This is a genomic window from Bacillus sp. FDAARGOS_235, assembly GCF_002073415.2.
Taxonomy (GTDB): domain Bacteria; phylum Bacillota; class Bacilli; order Bacillales; family Bacillaceae_G; genus Bacillus_A; species Bacillus_A toyonensis.
On sequence record NZ_CP020437.2, the window covers coordinates 2482854 to 2504832 of the forward strand.

Sequence of the window (21979 nt, forward strand, 5' to 3'; positions counted from 1 at the left end):
ATCCTATATTCTTCAGCCCTCCCTTTTTTATTCTTCTTACTATTAATCTTAACATATCATTCCGAAATATTTATTTTGAATATCTAAATATAGCCATAAAATTTGTGAACATCTTATCTATATAGTTTTTTGCATAAAACTATATCTCCTATGAAATATTACAAAGGGATGTATTTTAGATGGAATATTAATTTTTCAGGAGGAAAACAATGACGAAAATCTTCATTTTAGCATCAACACTTTCTTTATCTTTTTTTAGCGGCTTGAATATCGGTAATGCAGCCACGGAAAACTTCTCTCCAACAAACGCTATTGTACAAAACAGCGATCATTTAGCAGAAGGAAACTCAAAAGATAATAATAAACCTCCAGGAAGCAACGGTTCTGGTGGTAGCGGTTCTGATGACAGCGGTTCTGGTGGCAGTGGTTCTGGTGGTAACGGTTCTGGTGGCAGCGGTTCTGGTGGCAGCGGCTCTGATGGCAGCGGTTCTGGTGGTAACGGTTCTGGTGGCAGCGGCTCTGATGGCAGTGGTTCTGGTGGCAGCGGCTCTGGTAGCAACGGTTCTGGTGGTAGCGGCTCTGGTGACAGCGGCTCTGATGGCAGTGGTTCTGGTGGCAGTGGTTCTGGTGGTAACGGTTCTGGTGGCAGCGGCTCTGATGGCAACGGTTCTGGCGGTAGCGGTTCTGGTGACAACGGTTCTGATGGCAATGGTTCCGGTGGCAACGGTTCTGATGGCAGTGGTTCCGGTGGCAACGGTTCTGGTGGCAGTGGTTCTGGTGGCAACGGTTCTGGTGGCAACGGTTCTGGTGGCAGTGGTTCTGGTGGCAACGGTTCTGGTGGCAGTGGTTCCGGTGGCAACGGTTCTGGTGGCAGTGGTTCTGGTGGCAACGGTTCTGGTGGCAGCGGCTCTGATGGTAATGGTTCTGGTGGCAACGGTTCTGGCGGTAGCGGTTCTGGTGGCAGCGGCTCTGGTAGCAACGATTCTGGTGGCAACGGTTCTGGTGGCAACGGTTCTGGTGGCAGTGGCTCTGATGGCAGTGGTTCTGGTGGCAGTGGTTCTGGTGGCAACGGTTCTGGTGGCAGCGGCTCTGGTAGCAACGATTCTGGTGGCAACGGTTCTGGTGGCAATCGAGTTAAGGGCGATAGCAGTTCACAAGGTGGTAACGTAAAAGATAATGCGACAAAACAAGGTGATAAGTTACCTAATACTGCAGCACATTATCCTGCATCTATTTTAATAGGACTTTCAACATTCCTAATTGGTATGTTATTGTTTATTCGCCGTAAAAATGCAAAATAAAGACCAACATCCTTCCATCTAAAAAATACATGAAACCAATATAAAACTAAAAAGGGCTTTGGATTGCAGTTTATTATGCAACCCAAAGTCCTTTTGGCATCTATCAGAAAGCGTATTAATATGCTTTTCCCCAATAGACCATGTGCTTTGCTTCTTTACTACAGCAAATACATTCGTCAGCTAAATGTTCTTGCTCAAAAGGCATACAACGTGAAGATACTCCAACTTCTTCTTTTAATTTCTCTTCACAAGCTAGTTCTCCACACCACATCGCCTTAATAAACCCTTGCTTTTCATCAGCTGCTTTTTTCATCTCTTCGAAATTCGTCACACTATACGTATTCTCATCGCGAAATACTTTTGCTTTATTAAATAAAGAATGATGAATTTCCTCCAGTAATGATAGAATGCGTTCTTCTAATTGATCCATTGATATACATTCTTTTTCTTTCGTATCTCTTCTTACAAGTACAACTTGATTCTTTTCAATATCCTTTGGACCCACTTCTAATCGAATTGGAATTCCCTTCATTTCATACTCATTAAATTTCCAGCCCGGTGTTTTAGTGCTAGCATCTATTTTTACACGCGCAACCTTCTGAATACGTCCTTGTAACTCTGTTGCTTTTTCTAACACACCTTCTTTATGCTGAGCAATAGGTACAATAACAACTTGTACTGGAGCGACTTTTGGCGGCATTACAAGTCCGTTATTATCACTATGGACCATAATAAGTCCACCTATCATTCTCGTTGATACACCCCACGAAGTTTGGTGTACATATTGCCACTTACCGTTACGATCTAAAAACTTAATATCAAATGCTTCAGAGAAATTCGTTCCAAAGTTATGAGATGTTCCTGTTTGAAGTGCTTTTCCATCATGCATTAAACTTTCAATCGTATAAGTTGCCTTCGCTCCTGCAAACTTTTCTTTTTCTGTTTTTTGTCCTTTAATGACTGGTATCGCTAAGTATTCCTCGCAGAAAGAGGCATACAGATTTAAAATATTTAACGTTTCAGCTTGCGATTCTTCTGCCGTTTCATGAATCGTATGGCCTTCTTGCCATAAAAATTCAGTTGTACGAAGGAATGGTCTCGTTGTCTTTTCCCAACGAACTACTGAACACCACTGATTATATAACTTTGGTAAATCATTATATGATTGAACAATCTTTGAGAAATGCTCACAGAATAAAGTTTCCGATGTAGGACGTACACAAAGTCTTTCCGCTAACTTTTCATCCCCGCCATGCGTAACCCATGCTACTTCAGGAGCAAATCCTTCAACATGATCCTTCTCTTTTTGCAATAAACTCTCTGGGATAAACATTGGCATATACACATTCTCATGACCAGTTTCCTTTAACTTTTCATCCATCACTTTCTGCATATTCTCCCATAAGGCATAACCGTACGGACGCAGAATCATACACCCTTTTACACTTGAATAGTCAACAAGTTCAGCTTTTTTTACAATATCGGTATACCACTGCGCAAAGTCCTCTTCCATCTTCGTAATGGCTTGCACTTGTTCTTTTGCCATAGTCAGTCTTCCTCCTTTTAGAAAATACAAAAAAGCCCGCGCCCCTAAATAGGGACCGAGCTTTGCCGGCGTTACCACCCTGATTCATACACAAAAATTGTATATGCTCTCTTTTTGATAACGGGAATTTCCCGCTGCATATGCAGAACTCAAAGGTAGGTTCCATATCGCCCTTTAAGAATCTTTCAGCCAAACGGATTCTCTCTCTGCAAAAAAGGTTGGACATGTACTAGTCCTTTTTCAGCGTTATAACGAAATAAATTTGTTGATTATCATAATACAAATTCTTTTTTAAAACAATAGCTAATTTTCTTATTTTTATATATTCTTTTCATTTTTTGTAGTTTTATACGTAGCTCTTTCGAACGATTTTCACAAGTTGATGTGCAACCATACCGATAAGTGTACCAAGTAGAACGAAGAAACAAATAAATCCATATCCCATTCCTTCCCACCCACCAATAGCTATCATTGTTACAGGAAAGAAAGCTAAACAAAGAAGTACTAAACTAAGTGAAAATATAATATCAAACTGTTTGTCTGGAAAACGTTTCTTTAGTAAATATGAAATAGCAAATACTAGGAGAATCGTGATTCCACCAATGATGTAAAAAATACCAAATCCATCTAGCCAGTCCATAGTATTCCCTCCTTTCATTCAATCCCTTATACTTATTATATGTTTAATTTTTCTGAAAATAAATAATAAATTTTATTCAGAAACATATTTTTATTACTAGGTATTAATAGTAATATATAAGAATAGGTTTTATATAATTAGGAGGATTACTTTATGGATAAAGCATTAACTAATCGTGTCATTATTTTATCATTCGACTGTTTATCAGCTTTAGATTTTCCTATACTACAAAAATTACCTAACTTCCAATCTCTAATAAAAAAGGGCGCGGTTGTAGAAAAAGTAGAACCAATTTATCCTTCTGTAACATATCCAAGCCACTCAACAATCGTTACTGGAAACTACCCTAATAAACATGGTGTTGTTACCAATACTTTACTTCAACCAGGACGTGAATCACCAGATTGGCATTGGTACCGAAAATCGATAAAAGGAACAACATTATATGATGAAGCACGCAAAGCAAATTTAACGACAGCAGCCCTTCTTTGGCCTGTTACTGGAAGAGCAAACATTGATTACAATTTACCGGAAATCTTTCCAAATAGACCGTGGCAAAATCAAATTTTAGTTTCATTATTTAGCGGTAGCCCGCTATACCAATTAGATTTAAATCGACGGTTCGGTCATATACGAAATGGATTATCACAACCTGAACTCGATGATTTCGTTCTTGCTTCTGCTGTACATACAATCCTTACAAAAAGGCCTAATGTCATGTTTGTGCATTTCACTGATTTAGACACACAAAGACACTATCATGGCTTTGAATCTAACGAAACAATAGCAGCTATCCATAGGCACGACGAACGTCTAGGAAAAATTATTCATGCATTAAAAGAAAGTGGAATATACGAAGAAAGTACAATTATTGCCCTTGGTGATCATAGCGCTTTAAGTGAAAACAAATCAATTCAATTAAATGTGCTATTCCATCAAAAAGAGCTTATATCTCTAAATAAAGAAGGTAAATTAGTAGACTGGAAGGCCTACTGTCAAAGTTGCGACGGTTCTGCCTATGTATATGTGAAAGACAAAAACGATACGGATACCATTCGGGAAGTACAACTACTTCTTGAAGAACTGCTTCAAAATAAACAAAATGGCATTGAATTTATACTTCATGATGAAGCGGCGAAAGAATCCGGTGCAGATGGTAATTGTTTATTTATGTTGGAAGCACAAGAGGGGTATTATTTCACTGAAAATTATACCGGCGATTTTATAAAAGAAATTACTAAAAAAGATGTTACTTCTAGTAAAAAATATACATTTGGAACTCATGGTTACTCCCCAACAAAGCCTAACTATGAAACAATTTTTATCGCTGCTGGAAAAGGTATTCAAAGCGGCGTTACAATCCCGTATATGAGACTTATTGATGAAGGTCCGACTATCGCAAGATTACTCGGTTTGCACTTAGGCGAAACAGACGGATCCATTATAGAGGATTTACTACAATTGTAAAGAACTGTGTATATATGTAAAAGTTATGTAAAAATCATCACTGTTTCTCTTTTTATAATTTTTATTTTTGTACACTGTTAGTAGAACAATTTAAGGGGGAACATTATATGAAAAAAATGTCCAGACAAGAAAAAAGCTGGATATTATATGATTGGGCGAATTCGGTATATTCGCTCGTCATTACAACTGCACTATTCCCAATTTACTTTAAAGCAGCTGCAAAAGAAGCTGGACTATCTGGTGCAACTTCAACAGCATATTGGGGATATGCAAACTCATTCGCTACACTTTTAATTTCTATACTTGCTCCTATTCTCGGCACAGTTGCTGATTATAAAGGGTTTAAAAAACGATTTTTCACATTCTTCTTTGGACTCGGCATCGTATTTACAAGTATGCTAGCAGTCGTCCCAACATCCCAGTGGTACTTATTACTAGGTTGCTATATGCTAGCACTAGTCGGTTTTGCTGGAGCAAACATTTTTTATGATGCATTTTTAGTAGATGTTACCTCTAAAGATAGAATGGATCGAATTTCTACACGAGGCTTTGCATTAGGCTATATTGGGAGCACAATTCCTTTTATCGGTTGTATCGCTCTTATTATTCTTGCTCAAAAAGGCACTATCCCTTTATCAGTCGGCATTGCCAGTCAAATTTCATTCGCAATAACAGCTCTTTGGTGGGGATTATTTACAATTCCAATGCTAAAAAACGTAGAGCAAACACATTATATTGAACGCCATCCAAGACCAATTGCAATGAGCTTCAAACGCCTTGCTGATACTTTTAAAAATATTAAAGAATATAAAACAGTCTTTATGTTCCTAATCGCCTATTTCTTCTACATTGACGGGGTCGATACAATTATTACTATGTCTACCGCTTACGGAACAGATCTCGGTATTAGTGCAACGAATCTATTAATCATCTTATTTGTCACACAAATTGTAGCTTGTCCATTCGCTTTATTATACGGAAAATTATCAGAAACATTTACAGGGAAAAAAATGCTATATGTTGGTATTATTATTTATATCATCATTTGCACATATGCCTATTTCTTAAAAACGACACTCGATTTCTGGATTTTAGCAATGTTAGTTGCCACTTCTCAAGGTGGTATTCAAGCACTTAGTCGTTCCTATTTTGCAAAACTAGTACCTAAAGAATCGGCAAATGAATTCTTCGGATTTTATAATATATTTGGCAAGTTTGCCGCGATCATGGGTCCAGTATTAGTCGGTGTTACAACGCAATTAACGGGAAAAACAAACGCTGGTGTCCTTAGTATTATCGTATTGTTTATTATAGGTGGATTCTTATTAACTAGAGTTCCTGAAAATGATACACCCGTTACACCACCTAATCCGAAAACTAAAACGCTATAAAAAGAAGATCCCCTTCACACAAGAAGAGGATCTTTCTTTATTTTTAACGATAACGCTTTACAAGTAAAAACTCTACAGCTGGCTTTACAACTCTAGCGGCACATAACGTAAGTAAAAGCGGTATATCATGAAAATCTATCCATTTATTAAAACCTACCGATGCGAAAAAAAAACCAAAAAATAAATACAATGCGTACATAATATGTAACATTTGCACTTGTTTTTCATACATGTTTTTCTAAATCTTTCTTCTCCTCATTTGCCCTTCAACATTATGCGATGCTACAAATAAATAGTGCATACCAGTTTACTTGAAGTTCAATTAACCAATAGTAAAGTGCAAATGCTAGCATACTTATAACTACTAATGTCGTAACTAAAAGACTTATTTTCTCTTTCCCCTACAGCTTATACAAAAATAGTTTATCAACAGTTGTTCCCAATACTTCCGCTAAACGAAAAGCTAACGCTAAGCTTGGATCATATTTATTATTCTCAATTGCATTTATCGTCTGTCTTGATACGCTACACTTATCAGCTAATGCACCTTGTGAAATATTATTTTCAGTGCGCAATTCATAGATTTGATTTTTCACATCGTTTCTCCTAACCTGTAAAATTATTTTTACAACATCAGTATATAGTTGGTACATTTCATTGTCAAAAGATTCCCATAGGAAAAGGGAGCAGTTCTGCTCCCTTACAATAGCTATTTCGAAGCGAATGAATTCGTTAGTTCCTCTTTATTAGCAACATCTTCTTTATCTAGTTGCATACGTAAAACCGGCCCTATCGCTAATAAAATAAGTGACATCGCTATACAAAATACAATAACTAATGAAGTCATTTCCTTCAATCCTCCAGCTAGTGATGTTCCAATTAACATTGCCCCCATAAACATTGGTAAAATGGTTCCATTCACTCTTCCAATCATATTTTCTGGTACAAGTTGAATCATAAGCGTACCGACAACGATATTAACACAAGCTAAACAAATACCTGTTCCAAATCGCATCAAACTAGTAATCCAAAATGATGTGGACAACCCTTCGACTAAAAATGAGATTGCTAATATACTCATACCAAATACAAACATCTTTTTCGGATTTACTTTTGAAGCGAAAACCGCAGCAACAATACCACCGATTAGCATACCTATTCCATCCGCCGCTGCTAAATATTGAACTGCTTCCTTTTCCATTCCAAGACGTTCTATTACAAGAAACACCTCTAATGGATTCGTTAATCCAACAGCTAAGCCCATAATTGTGAAAGTGATCGTAATCATACGTAAATTTTTCGTATGAAGAACGTATTTCCATCCTTCTTTTATATCATTTTTTAATGATTCCTTCACTGCTTGCTCTTGTTCAATCCATTTCGGTAAAAATGAAAGGGCGATAGCAGATAATAAAAATAAAATGATTAAACTATATAGTGACGTAAATAAACCAAGTTGTGTATACACAAGCGATCCTACAACTGGTCCGAAAATCATAAACAATGACTGTAATGTTTGGTTAAATGCAATCGCATTTGCTACCTGTTCTTCCTTTACATAGCGCTTAAATATGCGTGAAGATGAAGGCTGAGAAAACTGACCTACAATTGCGGAAACGAGTGTCGCAAAAAATATTGCCTGCCAGTAATCAATCTTTAACAATAAAACAATCCCTATAATAGACAGTACACTTAACACATCCCCAGCAACCATTGTTCTTTTCGGGTTCCAGCGATCTGCTAACGCGCCACCAATGAAAGAAAAAATAAAAATAGGTGCATATTCCATGACCGATAATAGTGACACTGAAACTGGATCATTATTCGTCCGCTCCATTATGAAATACAATAGGGCCATATTTCTGATCCAAATCGCAAATTGTTGTAAAATATCGGATGCCATAACGAGCATAAATGCTCGATTTTTAAATAAAGCTTTCATTTCCGCTCCTCCTTTTATAAACCGACCATTCGGTCTAATTCGTTTTAAAAGAAAAGCCGCTGACTTATTATTCAGCTGCCATCCCTTTTAACAATACATCTATTGCCTTTTTATAAACTCGCTTTAACTCGTTATAATCTAGCTCATAGTAAAGCACTCCAAGCCCTGATAATAAGCCATGTACAATATACATCAAATCGCGCGCATTTTCTTCACGAAACTCTCCAGACTGTATACCTGTTTCGATTAATCTCTCAAACATAACATATGATTCTCTAGTTAAAGCTAATAATTCATCTAGAACCTCTTTGCTCACAACTTGGCTCATAGAAAATTCCTCTATTGCACTCGAAATAGGTTGTTGTATATCCTCTACATAATATTCTGCGAGACCATATAATTTTTCAATACTAGTACTATACAACTTCTCTTTTTCATTCCATTTTTCAAGCCAATCATACGTATGCTGTTTTACTACAAATAAAAATAATTCTTCTTTACTTTTAAAATGGTAATAAATACTCCCTTTACTTCGCTCTGTAATTTCACAAATATCTTCCATAGATGTGGCTGCATAGCCTTTTTGTGAAAACAGATTTTCTGCTTTGTATGCAATTTCCTTCTTTATCTCTTCTGCGCTTTTTCTCATACTCACACCTCTTTAAACCGACCGTTCAGTCTAATGATAACAAATGAAAAACCTCTTTCGCAAGAGGCTATATTCCTTATTTACGAAAACGTACTTTCAAACCAAGTTCGGATCATATGTATCGTTCCAAATTTAAATCCAAGTTTAACAAGAAATACACCTCCAGCAACTAATAAAAACAATGCTACTTTCCCTTTATTTTTCACTTTCGGTTCCCTTCCCATTTCCATTCTCCTTATCATGTTAAAAATATTAAACAAACGTTTATTTAACTGTTAGTGTGCGTATGTAAGCCAACTAATCAAACGTTTGTTTAAAAAAGAAATACGCCTATATAAGGCGTATTCTTATCAATCACCGCCACCACCGCAACTACCTCCACTATCTCCTCCAAAAGACCCTCCACAGTCATGTGAACTGCTATCATGTGAGCTGTCATTATTATCAGATCCAGCAAAGAAAAAAAGCGGTGATGAGTTATTAGACGAATTATGTATGTTATTTTGTTTCGTAAGGTTTACTTTCTTTTTGTTTGATCGAACAGCTATTACAATTATTCCAATGACAACAAATAATAGTATGACAATAATAAATTCCATATAAAAACCTCCCTAATTCTCGAATAATTGAATGGTTCTCTCTAAATTTTCAAGTGAAATAAAGCGCGATTCACGAAGGATCTCTTTTCCATTATGAAATAACAAAATTGTCGGCCCTGTAAATACTGCATATCGCCCCGCAACTTCTTGCATGTCTTGTAGTAATATCTCTATTTTCTCTACGTAATCATAATTCTCTAATACGTAATTTACTTTCCTTAACATGACATCACAAACACCACAATTTTCTGTTTTAATAAATAGAAGTACTAATTGCTGTTCTTCAATATATGTTGCTAATTCTTCTATCGTTTCAAATGTATTCATCTTATCCCTCTTAACTTAATTTAAGAAATGCTGAACTATCTTTCTCTTTTCCATTACCTGCTGAAAACACAACGTTTTTGCTGTTAACCCTTCTTGTAATTTTTTCCTCTCTACTTCATCATAACAGCAAGCAATTAAATCTTCTATTTTTAATATATCTTTTGTAATTCCATTTTTGCTGGAATCATTCCCGCATTTTTTAAATTTTATAGCTCATCCTTAACTCTAGAGGTACCATTAAAAGATCTTCTAATTGTAGTGGTTTTCCTTTTCTCGAAATATAATCCAGATCACCATTCCAGATTGCTTGTCGAACCTTTTCTTCAGCAATGTTCAAAAACACATCCACACTATCCTCTCACTTACATATTTTTACTATTATTTTATATGAAATTTCACCATCTTACCACACCATTACAAGTTGACTTCATACAATTTTTTCTCAAATTTATTTATAATAAGCTATTTTCTTCCTCACCGGTCTTTCATTTTCATATGCAGTTTGTATTAAAGCCTTTTTGTATTGAGAAAGTCTTTCTTCATACAATAAAGCGTTTACACTAAATCTTACATTTGTTACGATTTAATCACCTCAGCTCCCTTGTATAGACTTCGTGATGTCTGATCATTTTTATCTAGACGTTTCATACGTCTAGATTCACTTTGATTTATCGGCAAATGCCTTTAAATATATCTTTTACCTTGAAAGGGGAAATGACTATGAGGTCAAAAAAATTCACATTACTATTGCTATCTCTACTACTCTTCTTACCTCTTTTTCTCGCAAATTTTATTACTCCAAATCTCGCATCAGCAAATTCACCAACGCAAAACCAAAAAATTATTGGGTACTTTCCTTCGTGGGGCATCTACGGACGTAATTATCAAGTTGCAGACATCGATGCATCAAAGCTCACTCATTTAAACTATGCGTTTGCTGATATTTGCTGGAATGGAAAACATGGAAATCCTTCTACACATCCCGATAATCCAAATAAACAAACATGGAACTGTAAAGAATCTGGTGTACCGTTGCAAAATAAAGAAGTTCCTAATGGTACTCTCGTATTAGGTGAGCCCTGGGCTGATGTCACAAAATCTTATCCAGGATCAGGTACAACTTGGGAAGATTGTGATAAATATGCCCGTTGTGGCAACTTCGGAGAATTAAAACGACTAAAAGCTAAATACCCTCATTTAAAAACCATTATTTCCGTCGGAGGCTGGACTTGGTCTAATCGATTTTCTGATATGGCAGCTGATGAAAAAACTAGAAAAGTATTCGCAGAATCAACAGTCGATTTCCTACGTGCATACGGATTTGACGGCGTCGATTTAGACTGGGAATATCCAGGTGTTGAAACGATTCCTGGTGGTAGTTACCGTCCTGAAGATAAACAAAATTTCACGCTCCTTCTTCAAGATGTCCGAAATGCTTTAAATAAAGCCGGTACTGAAGATGGAAAACAATATTTATTAACAATTGCTTCAGGGGCAAGTCAACGTTATGCCGATCATACAGAGTTAAAGAAAATCTCTCAAATACTCGATTGGATTAATATTATGACATATGATTTCCACGGCGGTTGGGAAGCAACTTCTAACCATAATGCCGCATTATATAAAGATCCGAATGATCCAGCAGCTGATACGAAATTTTACGTAGATGGAGCTATTGACGTTTATAAAAATGAAGGTGTACCAGCTGATAAACTCGTATTAGGCGTACCATTTTACGGACGTGGTTGGAAAAGTTGTGGAAAAGATAATAATGGGCAATATCAACCATGTAAACCAGGTAGTGATGGCAAACTAGCATCTAAAGGTACTTGGGATGATTATTCTACTGGTGATACGGGTGTTTATGATTACGGTGATTTAGCAGCGAATTACGTAAACAAAAATGGTTTTGTACGCTATTGGAATGATACAGCTAAAGTACCTTATTTATACAATGCTACTACAGGCACATTTATTAGCTACGATGACAATGAATCTATGAAATATAAAACAGATTATATAAAAACGAAAGGTTTAAGTGGGGCAATGTTTTGGGAACTTAGTGGTGACTGTCGCACAAGTCCAAAATATAGCTGTAGTGGTCCAAAATTGCTTGATACGTTAGTAACCGAATTACTTGGTGGACCTATCAGTCAAAAAGATACTGAATCACCAACGAACGTAAAAAACATTGTGGTTACTAATAAAACCTCAAGCTCAGTCCAATTAAGCTGGACTGCATCTACTGATAATGTAGGAGTTACTGGGTATGAAGTTACTGCTGGGGAAGAAAAATGGAGTACAACATCAAATAGCATTACAATTAAAAATTTGAAACCTAATACGGAATACACTTTTTCAATACTAGCAAAGGACGCTACCGGGAATAAATCACAACCTAATTCTATTCTTGTAAAAACTGATGATGCTAACACAACACCTCCTGATGGTAATGGTAAGGCTACATTTTCAGTTACTTCAAATTGGGGAAGTGGCTATAACTTCTCAATTGTAATTAAAAATAACGGCACAAGCCCTATTAAAAACTGGAAGTTAGAATTTGATTATAACGGCAATTTAACACAAGTTTGGGATTCTAAAATTAGTAGTAAAACAAACAATCATTATGTAATTACAAATGCCGGATGGAACGGTGAAATTCCTCCTGGTGGATTCATTACAATAGGAGGTGCAGGAACAGGTAACCCTGCCGAACTTTTAAATGCCGTTATTAGCGAAAACTAGACGTAACATTCTTTAATTGTTTCACTAAAGTTTGAATTTAGGTTTGAATAATCTTTCCTAAATTCAAACTTTTAATTTTGCGAAAAATCACAAATCAAAATTACAATAACCTATTATAATTATATTTAGTTTTCAATATGAAGTTTGCGTGAAGTTCATCTGAATTTTACATGAATTTCCTTTAATTTCTATTGTCTTCCCATACTAATCACCTTATTCTTTATATATAGGAATAATTTTCATTCCATTTCAAGCTATCTATATATACAAAAAGATAGTTGCCTATTAGGGAAAGGCGTCTAATATTATTATAAATATAAACATAATCGCAGAAAAAGCACGCTTATAAGCGCACCATAAGAGTGCTTCTTCATACAATTCTCATGTAAGAGTTCTCGAAAATCATGTTAATCACAAAGAAAAGGCCGTAGCTTATATAAGCTACGGCCTTTTCTTTGTGATTATTTTTAAACGTTCCATTCTTCGATATTCCATACTTTCGTTATCCACGTTTCATAGAAAGAAGCTCATGTGAAACGATTAAAACTGTTAAAAGACTTTTTCTATTTTTTCATATAAGGAGCTAATACACTTAAAATTTCTTCCTTATCCTTCTTTAACTCCAATGATGTTAACATATCCATCGTTCGAGGACGAGGTAATTTCACTTGCACTTCACCAACTATTGATGCTGGTCTTTGAGATAAAATAAATACGCGATCAGAAAGTAAAATTGCTTCATCTAAGTCGTGTGTAACCATAACAATTGTTTGCTTTTCTTGATGCCAAGAATTTAAAAGCCAACTGTGTACTTCCATTTTTGTAAATGCATCTAATTTTCCAAAAGGCTCATCAAGTAGCATAATCGGCTTCTCACATAAGTATGTACGAAGAAAGCTAATTCTTTGGCGCATACCACCAGATAATGCATCAGGATAATGATCCGCATATTCATCTAACTCAAACTGCTTTAATGCTTCCATTCCTTCTGTTAACCTTTGTTTTTTAGATTTCCCCTCAATTTCTAATGGAAGAACAATATTTTGTAAAGCCGATCGCCACGGTAATAATAAATCTTGTTGTGGCATATAGCTTACAACATCTTGTTTTCTCACATGTTCCTCATTATAAAATACCTCTCCACTCGTTGGCTCTTCAACACTCGCAATCATATTTAACAATGTGCTTTTCCCACAACCACTTGGACCGACAAAAGAGACAAACTCTCCCTCCTGTATAGAGGCACTAATATTTGCTAATACATTCTTTCCATCGAAAGATTTCACAATATCTTTTATTTGTAATCCGCTCATTTTTCACTTGGAAGGAATTCATTTGTAAAAGCATCTTTTACATCAATTTTCTTTTTAATAACTTTGTTGTCGTATAAGAAATTCATGTAATTCGTCCAAACTTCTTCCTTCTGTACTCCCCACGCTTTTGCATCATCTTGATACTTCGTACTTAACCACTTTTGACTTTCTTGTACTAATTCCTTATTCACATCTGGAACAGCTTTAATTAAAATATCAGCAGCTTCTTTCGGCTCTTTAATTGCAAAATTATAACCTTCTGTCGTTGCAGTCATAAACTTTTTCACGAAGTCTTTATCTTGCTTCGTATGTTTTTCACTCGTAATAATAACAGGACTATAGAAATCAAGCGCTGGATCTAAGTCTTTCACCATAATCGTATTTAACTCTTTTCCTTGACGCTTCGCTTCAATGCCATCCCATCCATAATAAATCCATTCAAAGTCCGCATCACGACCGATTGATTTGAAGAAGTCTGTTTGTCCTAAGATAATTTTTTCGACTTTATTAAAATCAGCTTGATGTTTCTCCATAATTGTTTTTAACGTTGCTTCTTCTGCTGGTCCTCCCCAGCCACCATAACGTTTACCTTCAAAGTCTTTCGGTGACGTCATATTATCTTTTTTTAGTGATGCAAAAGCAGAGGTATTATGCTGAATAATTGCACCAACAGAAACAACTGGGATTCCTTCAACACGAGCTAATGTTACATTTTCCTGTGCGCTTATCGCAAAATCTGCTTTCCCAGAAGCAATCATCTGCTCTGCTGTGACATTATCACCAGGCTGGATAATTTCTACATCAAGCCCTTGTTTTTTGTAATAGTCTTTCGTTTTCGCTACATATAAGCCAGTATGATTCGTATTTGGAAACCAATCTAAAACAACTTTTACTTTTTTATCTTTACTTGCACTTTCTTCTTTCTTCGCCGGATTACACCCAGCCACACTTACTGCTAATAAAACAGCTAACATAATTTTTAAACCTTTTTTCATTTTCTGCCGTCCTTTCTATATATCCATGGTGCTGTTATTCTTGCCATAAACTCCACGATAAAATACAGACATAATGTCACCATGACGATAATTGCTGCAACACCAAATACTCGAGCAGTTAAAAAGGATTTTGTAGCTCTCGTAAGCATAACCCCTAACCCTTCACTTGCACCGAGCCATTCTCCGATAATTGCCCCCATCACGCTATATGTAACTGCAATTTTTAAACCCGAGAAAAAGTATGGGAGCACTGCCGGAAACTTTACTTTCTGGTAAACTTGCCATTTCGTTGCTTTCATTGTTTGCAACAATTTCAACATATTTTTATCTACAGTTTGAAAACCTTCTAAAATACTAAGCGCAATTGGGAAGAAACAAACGAGTATGACGACCATTACTTTCGGCAACATCCCATATCCAAACCAAATAATAAATAACGGTGCAAGTACAACGATTGGAATCGTTTGCGAAATAACGAGCAACGGATTTATTAAAATACGAAATAAAGGTATCACGTCCATAATAATTGCAATACTCGTCCCAAGTAAAATCGCAAAAAATAGTCCGATTATAACTTCCTGCAGTGTTTGCATCGTATTTGGTAATAGTAAATCCTTCATTCCAATTAATTCTTGAACAATGGCAGAAGGCTTTGGTAAAATCCACGGTTCGATTTTAAATAATGAAACAGATCCTTCCCATATCGCAATGAGAAGGATAAGCCAAATTGTTGTAATAAGTTTAGATTGCTTCTGGTTTTGCATATTCATCACGGTACTTCCAAACCTTTTCATCTATCGTTACACCAGTGCTTGGACGATAATGGATTTTAATAGAAGTAATCACTTCTTCAGCTCCAGCATCGACGCAAGCTTGCTGCGCACGTTTCACGACATCAAGAAGTACATCTAATTCTCCTTCCAACGTTGTTTCCATTGCTCCTACTTCATAACGAACTCCCGATTGTTGTACAACTTCAATTGCTTTATCAACAACAGAATATACATCTTTTGTTTTTGCTTGCGGTACTACTGAAAATGACATTGTAACTTGTTGTGACATAATAAAATCCCCCTTATAAAATATGTTTCCAAAAAAAGAAAAGGCTTTCCTACCATGTAGGAAAGCCTTGTATACAAGTTATTCTATAATAACTTATGCTACATCACTTTAAAGTAACTCCCTACGCTGGCATTATCCAGATCAGGTTGAGGGTCGATGTATACTTACATCCTCTCAGCCAATTGGCTCCCCGGTTCTTAATTCGTTCTCATTGTAGCATGATTTATTTTATTGAACAAACAAAAGCGTACATAATCATTTCATTACTTTTGGAAAATATCCAACTTTTTCACCATGAGCTAATAACAACTGAATAAATTCTTTATTAATCGCTGGCACTATCAGCTCTTTTTTCTTAGTCCATTCATTTGTTCTACGAGTACCCATGACAATTTCAGATTGCTGTGCTCCATCTCCTGCAACTTGAGAAGCAATTAACTCTGCTATTTCTTCATTTCCTTTTGCTAATTCAAGCCCGATATTTACATATTCCGAAAGTGGAACCATTTCAAGATTGTATCCACATCCCTCAATTAGCTTTATAAAATGTTCAAATTCAACTTGATGTGGATGACAAATATGTAACGTCTCTCCTACAATTTTTGGATCTTGTAAATACGATACAATCGACTTACTGGCAAAGTCAATTGGTGTAAAATCAACTTTCCACTTCACATTTGGTGCCTTTCCAATTAGAAGCATCGTTTTAATAAGACGATAAAATGCATTTCCTTCAATGTTTTGTTGGAACGAACCCGTTTCTGAATGACATGCTAGGTTACCTGCACGATAAATATTCCCTCGTATGCCGCTCTTCAAAGCTTCACGAACAAGATTTTCCGCCTGTAGTTTACTATCGGAATACACATTCTCTAACTCTACATTATAATTGAAATCACCTGTTTCCATATATGTATCCCATTGCTCTACCGCTAATTCTATCGGAATACCAATTGTAGAGATAAAGTGGAATGTAGCACCATTCTCGGCTAACGCTAGCATACGGCTCGTGCCTTGGACGTTCACATTTTTAAATTGTTTTACATCTCCAAAATGTCTTACATCTGCACCGCAATGAATTACCGTATCGACCTTAGAACTAATTAAAATAAATTCCTCTTCGCTCATCCCAAGATACTCTTCTCCCAAATCACCAGGTACAGCCTGTATACGCTGTAACCACTCTTCACATATATCATTAAAGTAGCTTGTTAATGTATCGATAATTCTTTGTTGCACATCTTTCGTCGGTCTTACTAAACAATAAATGGTAGCAGATGTATCTCTCAATAATTCATATAATATGTGCGACCCCAAATAACCAGTAGCTCCAGTTAAAAAGACATTTGAGATGTTAGTGTCTTCTAAAACATTCGAATAAGTAATAGTATTCGGTTCGTGAATCACCTTATATTCACGAAATACTTCTTCTGTCTCTACTTTTACTTCTCTCTCAATTCTAGCTAATCCATATATCGTTCTTTCTTTAAAGAAATCTTGAATTGTTAAATGTGAAAAATCTTCTTTTAACAATGTTAAGACTCTCAATACTTTCAACGAATGTCCACCAATTGTAAAGAAATCATCATGCACTCCAATTTTTGAAATTCCTAATACCTCTGCCCAAGCTTTCGCTATCTGTTTCTCCGCTTTAATAGAAGGCGCGACATATTCCTGTAGACGAACCGGCTCGTACTTTTCTTCTAATTGAGCTAACTTTTTAACATCAACCTTTTTATTTGGTGTAAGTGGTAGTTCATTAATATAAATTAATTTAGATGGTACCATATAATCCGGTAACTGCTCTTGTAACTGATAAACTAATTCTGGTATTTCCTTTTTGTTCAAAGTTGTATAGAATGCGATTAAATATTGGCTACCTTCCTTGCTCTTCTTAGCAAAAACAGCATTTTCTTTTATATTATGATTTTGAGAAATTTTACTTTGGATTTCTCCTAGTTCAATACGATGTCCTCTAATTTTTACTTGATCATCTTTCCGATGTAAAAACTCTATATTTCCATCCTCTAGCAACTTAACGATATCACCCGTTTTATATATATTAACTATAGGATTAAAGGGGTTCGGAATAAAAGCTTCAATTGTTTTATTAGGCTTATTAAAATACCCTTTTGCTAATCCTACTGAATCTATATATAATTCACCAGGTACACCAATTGGACAAAGATTCATATTGTCATCCAAAATCATAACTTGATAATTAGCACATGGTTTACCAATGGGAATACTCGCAACATCCTCATTTAACTGATTAGGTATTTTATAGGTTGTCGTCACTACAGTACATTCTGTCGGTCCGTATACATTATGAATTTCAACATTTGTACTTATTCTTTCTCTCCACAATTTAATAACCTCTACAGGCAACATTTCACCGCCAATCGCAATTCTTTTCAGGGAAGCTAGCTTATATATATTTTCTTCTGCTAAATAAGTTGCTACTTGTCGAACAAAAATTGTCGCTAATGCCAAGATCGAAGTTGCTTTCACTTTATAGATTGCATTTGCAAATGCTTCTACAGACAATCGCTCTTCCTCTAATAATACATACAAGTTTCCTCCGCAGAATAAAGAAGCAAATGACTCCCATACAGAAGCATCGAAACTAAAGGAAGGAAATTGGGCAAATACATCCTCTTCTGTCAATTCATATTGCTTTTGCATCCAAGTGTACAGATTAACAACGCCTCTATGTGCTAACATCGTTCCCTTTGGATTCCCTGTTGAACCAGATGTATAAATCATATAAGCTACATCATCACAATGAATAGACAACTTTACATCTATATCTTCATAAGTTTCACTATCATACATTGAAACTGTTTGAACCCCATCACATGTTATAGGCGTCTCTTTCATCAATATAACTTTCGCTTGGCTATCTTGAATAATGTACTGTATTCTACTTTCCGGATAATCTGGATCAATCGGAACATACGCTGCACCAGCTTTTAATATAGCTACCATACTTACTACTGTGTCTATGCTACGTTTCATAAATATTCCAACATAGTCTCCTAATTGGACGCCGTTTTTCATTAACATATGAGCTATTTGATTACTTTTTTTATTTAGCTCCTCATAAGTTAAAGTACCTTCCCTTGAAGATAAAGCTATACGGTTTGGAAATTGAGTAACAGTATTATAGAACATATCGACGATACTTTTCTCAGGATATACTGCTGTCGTATCATTCACTTGACTATAAAGTGCCATCTCGGCCTCTGTAACAACATTAAAATGTTTTATACATTTATTAGCATTTTGTGATGTATAAATTAAAACACCTTGTATTTGTTGTGCATAACGAGTAATCGTTGTCTCTTTCCAATTAACACTATTAAATATCATTTCTACACTTTGCATATTTTTATTGAATACAAATTGTAACGTATTCTTGTCTTGTAGCTCATAATACGTTTCACCAATAATAATAGGTGACATTTCAGATGAATCATTACTATTTTGAAACGCTACTATTTCTCCCTCGTTCATTTTTTGGATCTGTTCCACTTGCTCTACAATCTGAAAGTTCAAACTTTCATAGGAAAGATAATTAGAAACTTGAATAGTAATAGGAAATAAACTTCCTCTTGTATGGTAAAGCACGATAATGTGCTGTTCTTTAGAAATATGATACAACCACGTTGCAGTTGCTCCTATTAAATCTACAATATGAGTCAATTTTGGAAATGGTATAGTTTTTCTTTGTATTCCAAACTCTATCTTTTGCGCATCTTTAGGTATTTGAATACTCCCTTCTACTTTCCCTAAAAATTCTTTTACCATCTCATTATAAGAAATCGCTAATTTCATATTTATGTAAATTCCTCTCCTAAATATAATAAAGGTGTGAAAATTCACACCTTTATTATCCCGTATTAACGGGCAGATTTGTTCAACTCACAATCAAAGGGGGCTGCCCCCCTGATTAAAGTTTCACTTTTCCTTATTCGCTTTTAAACTCACCAATTAGCTCTTGTAATTCCTGAGAAAGCCAACTTAAAGAAGTCGCTAATTCTGCAATATCTTGTACTGATATTTCTTGCTCCTTCATGCTTTCTTCAACATTACTACTACTATTCGCATAAGTATTTGCAATATGTGATAATTCATTTACGACTTGAACGATATTCTGGCTATTTTGTAAAATATCACTCGAATTGCCAGAAACAGCTTTCACTTGATTTTTAACAGATTGTGCTGATTTCGAGATTTTTTCAAAGAAAGCACCACTACTTTGAACAAGTGAAATTCCAGATTCTACTTCTTTTGAACCTTTTTGCATTGAAACTACAGCCTCTTCTGTTTCAGCTTGTGTTTCACTAATTAATTTTGCTATATCTTTCGCTGACGTTTCAGTTTGTTCTGCTAATTTACGTACTTCATCAGCAACAACTGCAAATCCTCTTCCAGCTGCTCCAGCACGCGAAGCTTCAATAGAAGCATTTAAAGCTAATAAATTTGTTTGATTTGAAATACCTGTAATTACAGTTACAATATCACTAATTTCTTTTGATCTTGTTTCTAATGAATAAATAATAGAAGATAAATCTTTCACTGCATTTTGGATTAAACTCATTTGATTAATAATTTGTCCAATCACTTCATTACCTTCAATTGAATGTTGCTCCATACCTTCTGAGGCAACCGCAACTTGTTCCGCAGCTCCAGTTATCTCTTCTACCTTATCTTCCATTCCATGCACAATTCCTAAGCATTGTTGGACTGAAGTTTCTTGAGACTGTGCCCCCACTCTTAAACCTTCAATAGAACTTGCAATCTCTTGAACTGCCATGCTATTTTCCTCGGTGCTTGCCGACAATTCATGTGAAGAAGAAGAAACTTGCTCAGCGGTCTGCCTAACTTTATCTATAATCCCTTTAAATTTCTCAATCGTATCATTGAAATAAACATTAATAATTCCAATATCATCTGGTCTTTCTTTTAATTTAATACTTAAGTCACCTTCACCAATCTTACGTAATCCCTCTCGTAAATCTTTTAATGGAGCTAACGAGTTACGTACGATAAAGAATTGAGCAATAGTCGCGATTGCTAATGAAATAATAATAAAGAGTAAACCCTGTATCAAAAAATTCTTCTTTGTACTAGGAACGATAGAAGCATCTAAATCAGCCGCAACAATTGCAACAATATTGTTTTCTCCATCTTTAATTGGTTCTAATATTGTCACCCACGAACCTAATTCATCTTCATATACTTCTGTCATTTGGGCCTTTTTCGTATCCATCACTTTATCATATGCATTCATCCAATGAGTCGGTTGTTCATAATAATCTCCCGACTTTACAGGCACCGCATTTGCTAACTCTGTAGTCAAACCAACGATTTGTAATTCTCGTTTTTCATTCGGCTTTGCCCCTGTAACATACGTTTGTCCCACACTTTTTAAACCTTTTGTCACTTCATCTAATTGCTCTGTTAACTTTTCTTTTTTTACTCTTTCAGTTGTAGGATCTTTCGCCATATCTTTAACTAATTCTGTATCCAAGTCATGTACTACTATCTCTCCTGTTTCAATAGACTGCCTTTCAAATAAAGACATCATACTATTTTGAAACAAATTGAAACTTAACGCGCCCATACTTCCAACAAGCGTCAAAATAACTAATACAGTTAATAAGACGTTCTTTTGAAGAAACGATAACTTATGCCAATACTTTTTCATCAATATTCACCTTCCTTAATTACTTAAAACAAAAAAACAAAATATATGAATATTTTGTTTAAAATGATTCTCAATATGTTCGAGAATAAAAAAAGACCAATGTAAAAAGCATTGGTCAAGACCAACCCTATCCGTCCGGTAACTGGCTAGCATAGCCTCTCGACCTTAGCCCCTATAGTTTTGCGCCCTCATGTTTCCATCAGTTTGCCTTTCTCGCTGAACGAGTTGAACGATATGGGAGTTCTATGAGAATTAAATTATTCTCTTTCCAAGGTTACAACATTTAAAT

General features: G+C 35.6%; 18 protein-coding genes, 2 pseudogenes, 2 riboswitches and 1 other annotated feature. Of the genes and pseudogenes, 4 read left to right on the plus strand and 16 right to left on the minus strand.

What is annotated here, in order from left to right; translation table 11 throughout:
- The first annotated feature begins 209 nt into the window (after positions 1–209).
- The gene (locus A6J74_RS14665) at positions 210–1301 is read left to right on the plus strand and encodes an LPXTG cell wall anchor domain-containing protein (RefSeq protein WP_080609536.1); all 1092 of its coding nucleotides are present in this window, start codon (positions 210–212) and stop codon (positions 1299–1301) included.
- Positions 1302–1416: 115 nt separating this feature from the next.
- On the opposite strand, the gene proS is transcribed toward A6J74_RS14665, so the two are convergent.
- Positions 1417–2847 carry a proline--tRNA ligase gene (gene proS / locus A6J74_RS14670; protein ID WP_001040988.1) on the minus strand — a complete coding sequence of 477 codons (1431 nt, stop codon included), beginning with the start codon at positions 2845–2847 and terminating at the stop codon, positions 1417–1419.
- Positions 2848–2894: 47 nt separating this feature from the next.
- Positions 2895–3100 (minus strand) — a binding site (T-box leader).
- A gap of 93 nt (positions 3101–3193) precedes the next feature.
- Positions 3194–3487 (minus strand): YesK-like family protein, encoded by a 294-nt coding sequence (locus A6J74_RS14675; RefSeq protein WP_000383863.1) that lies wholly within the window; start codon positions 3485–3487, stop codon positions 3194–3196.
- Positions 3488–3640: 153 nt separating this feature from the next.
- On the opposite strand from A6J74_RS14675, the gene A6J74_RS14680 reads away from it, so the two are divergent.
- The gene (locus tag A6J74_RS14680; RefSeq protein WP_000356455.1) at positions 3641–4954 is read left to right on the plus strand and encodes an alkaline phosphatase family protein; all 1314 of its coding nucleotides are present in this window, start codon (positions 3641–3643) and stop codon (positions 4952–4954) included.
- A gap of 107 nt (positions 4955–5061) precedes the next feature.
- On the plus strand, positions 5062–6345 hold the full coding sequence (locus A6J74_RS14685) for an MFS transporter (RefSeq protein WP_000738837.1): 1284 nt from the start codon (positions 5062–5064) through the stop codon (positions 6343–6345).
- A 43-nt stretch (positions 6346–6388) separates the two neighbouring features.
- Here the strand turns inward: A6J74_RS14685 and A6J74_RS14690 are convergent.
- The 8 genes and pseudogenes from A6J74_RS14690 to A6J74_RS14725 form a co-directional block, all read right to left on the minus strand.
- Positions 6389–6698: pseudogene (locus tag A6J74_RS14690) on the minus strand (hypothetical protein).
- A 48-nt stretch (positions 6699–6746) separates the two neighbouring features.
- A complete protein-coding gene (locus A6J74_RS14695; protein WP_073990719.1) occupies positions 6747–6998 on the minus strand; it encodes a helix-turn-helix transcriptional regulator in 252 nt (83 codons plus the stop codon).
- A 56-nt stretch (positions 6999–7054) separates the two neighbouring features.
- Positions 7055–8287: an MFS transporter gene (locus A6J74_RS14700; protein ID WP_000645354.1), complete on the minus strand. Its 1233-nt coding sequence runs from the start codon at positions 8285–8287 to the stop codon at positions 7055–7057.
- Positions 8288–8354: 67 nt separating this feature from the next.
- The gene (locus tag A6J74_RS14705; RefSeq protein WP_001231936.1) at positions 8355–8936 is read right to left on the minus strand and encodes a TetR/AcrR family transcriptional regulator; all 582 of its coding nucleotides are present in this window, start codon (positions 8934–8936) and stop codon (positions 8355–8357) included.
- An 80-nt stretch (positions 8937–9016) separates the two neighbouring features.
- Entirely contained in the window at positions 9017–9160 is a 144-nt protein-coding gene (locus tag A6J74_RS14710; RefSeq protein WP_000532280.1) for a hypothetical protein, read from the minus strand.
- Positions 9161–9286: 126 nt separating this feature from the next.
- The gene (locus A6J74_RS14715) at positions 9287–9535 is read right to left on the minus strand and encodes a hypothetical protein (protein WP_000394360.1); all 249 of its coding nucleotides are present in this window, start codon (positions 9533–9535) and stop codon (positions 9287–9289) included.
- Positions 9536–9547: 12 nt separating this feature from the next.
- A complete protein-coding gene (locus A6J74_RS14720; protein WP_001091216.1) occupies positions 9548–9862 on the minus strand; it encodes a thioredoxin family protein in 315 nt (104 codons plus the stop codon).
- A 15-nt stretch (positions 9863–9877) separates the two neighbouring features.
- A pseudogene (locus tag A6J74_RS14725) lies at positions 9878–10211 on the minus strand (DnaJ family domain-containing protein).
- A gap of 371 nt (positions 10212–10582) precedes the next feature.
- On the opposite strand from A6J74_RS14725, the gene A6J74_RS14730 reads away from it, so the two are divergent.
- On the plus strand, positions 10583–12607 hold the full coding sequence (locus A6J74_RS14730) for a glycosyl hydrolase family 18 protein (protein WP_001256713.1): 2025 nt from the start codon (positions 10583–10585) through the stop codon (positions 12605–12607).
- A 563-nt stretch (positions 12608–13170) separates the two neighbouring features.
- Here the strand turns inward: A6J74_RS14730 and A6J74_RS14735 are convergent.
- The 6 genes from A6J74_RS14735 to A6J74_RS14760 all read right to left on the minus strand — a co-directional run bounded on the left by A6J74_RS14735 (position 13171) and on the right by A6J74_RS14760 (position 21690).
- Complete coding sequence (locus A6J74_RS14735; RefSeq protein ID WP_000016055.1) at positions 13171–13920, minus strand: ABC transporter ATP-binding protein; 750 nt, start codon at positions 13918–13920, stop codon at positions 13171–13173.
- Complete coding sequence (locus A6J74_RS14740; protein WP_000715546.1) at positions 13917–14915, minus strand: ABC transporter substrate-binding protein; 999 nt, start codon at positions 14913–14915, stop codon at positions 13917–13919. The genes A6J74_RS14735 and A6J74_RS14740 overlap by 4 nt, the downstream gene beginning before the upstream one ends.
- Entirely contained in the window at positions 14912–15685 is a 774-nt protein-coding gene (locus A6J74_RS14745; RefSeq protein ID WP_001057166.1) for an ABC transporter permease, read from the minus strand. Before A6J74_RS14745 ends, A6J74_RS14740 begins: the two co-directional genes overlap by 4 nt.
- Positions 15657–15977, minus strand: a complete 321-nt coding sequence (locus A6J74_RS14750) for an MTH1187 family thiamine-binding protein (RefSeq protein ID WP_000082906.1) — start codon at positions 15975–15977, stop codon at positions 15657–15659. The genes A6J74_RS14745 and A6J74_RS14750 overlap by 29 nt, the downstream gene beginning before the upstream one ends.
- A gap of 101 nt (positions 15978–16078) precedes the next feature.
- Positions 16079–16180, minus strand: a riboswitch (TPP riboswitch).
- A gap of 52 nt (positions 16181–16232) precedes the next feature.
- Complete coding sequence (locus A6J74_RS14755) at positions 16233–19814, minus strand: non-ribosomal peptide synthetase family protein (protein ID WP_098155480.1); 3582 nt, start codon at positions 19812–19814, stop codon at positions 16233–16235.
- 133 nt (positions 19815–19947) lie between these two features.
- Positions 19948–21690, minus strand: a complete 1743-nt coding sequence (locus A6J74_RS14760) for a methyl-accepting chemotaxis protein (RefSeq protein ID WP_000761068.1) — start codon at positions 21688–21690, stop codon at positions 19948–19950.
- Positions 21691–21824: 134 nt separating this feature from the next.
- Positions 21825–21909: riboswitch (cyclic di-GMP riboswitch) on the minus strand.
- Positions 21910–21979: the final 70 nt, after the last annotated feature.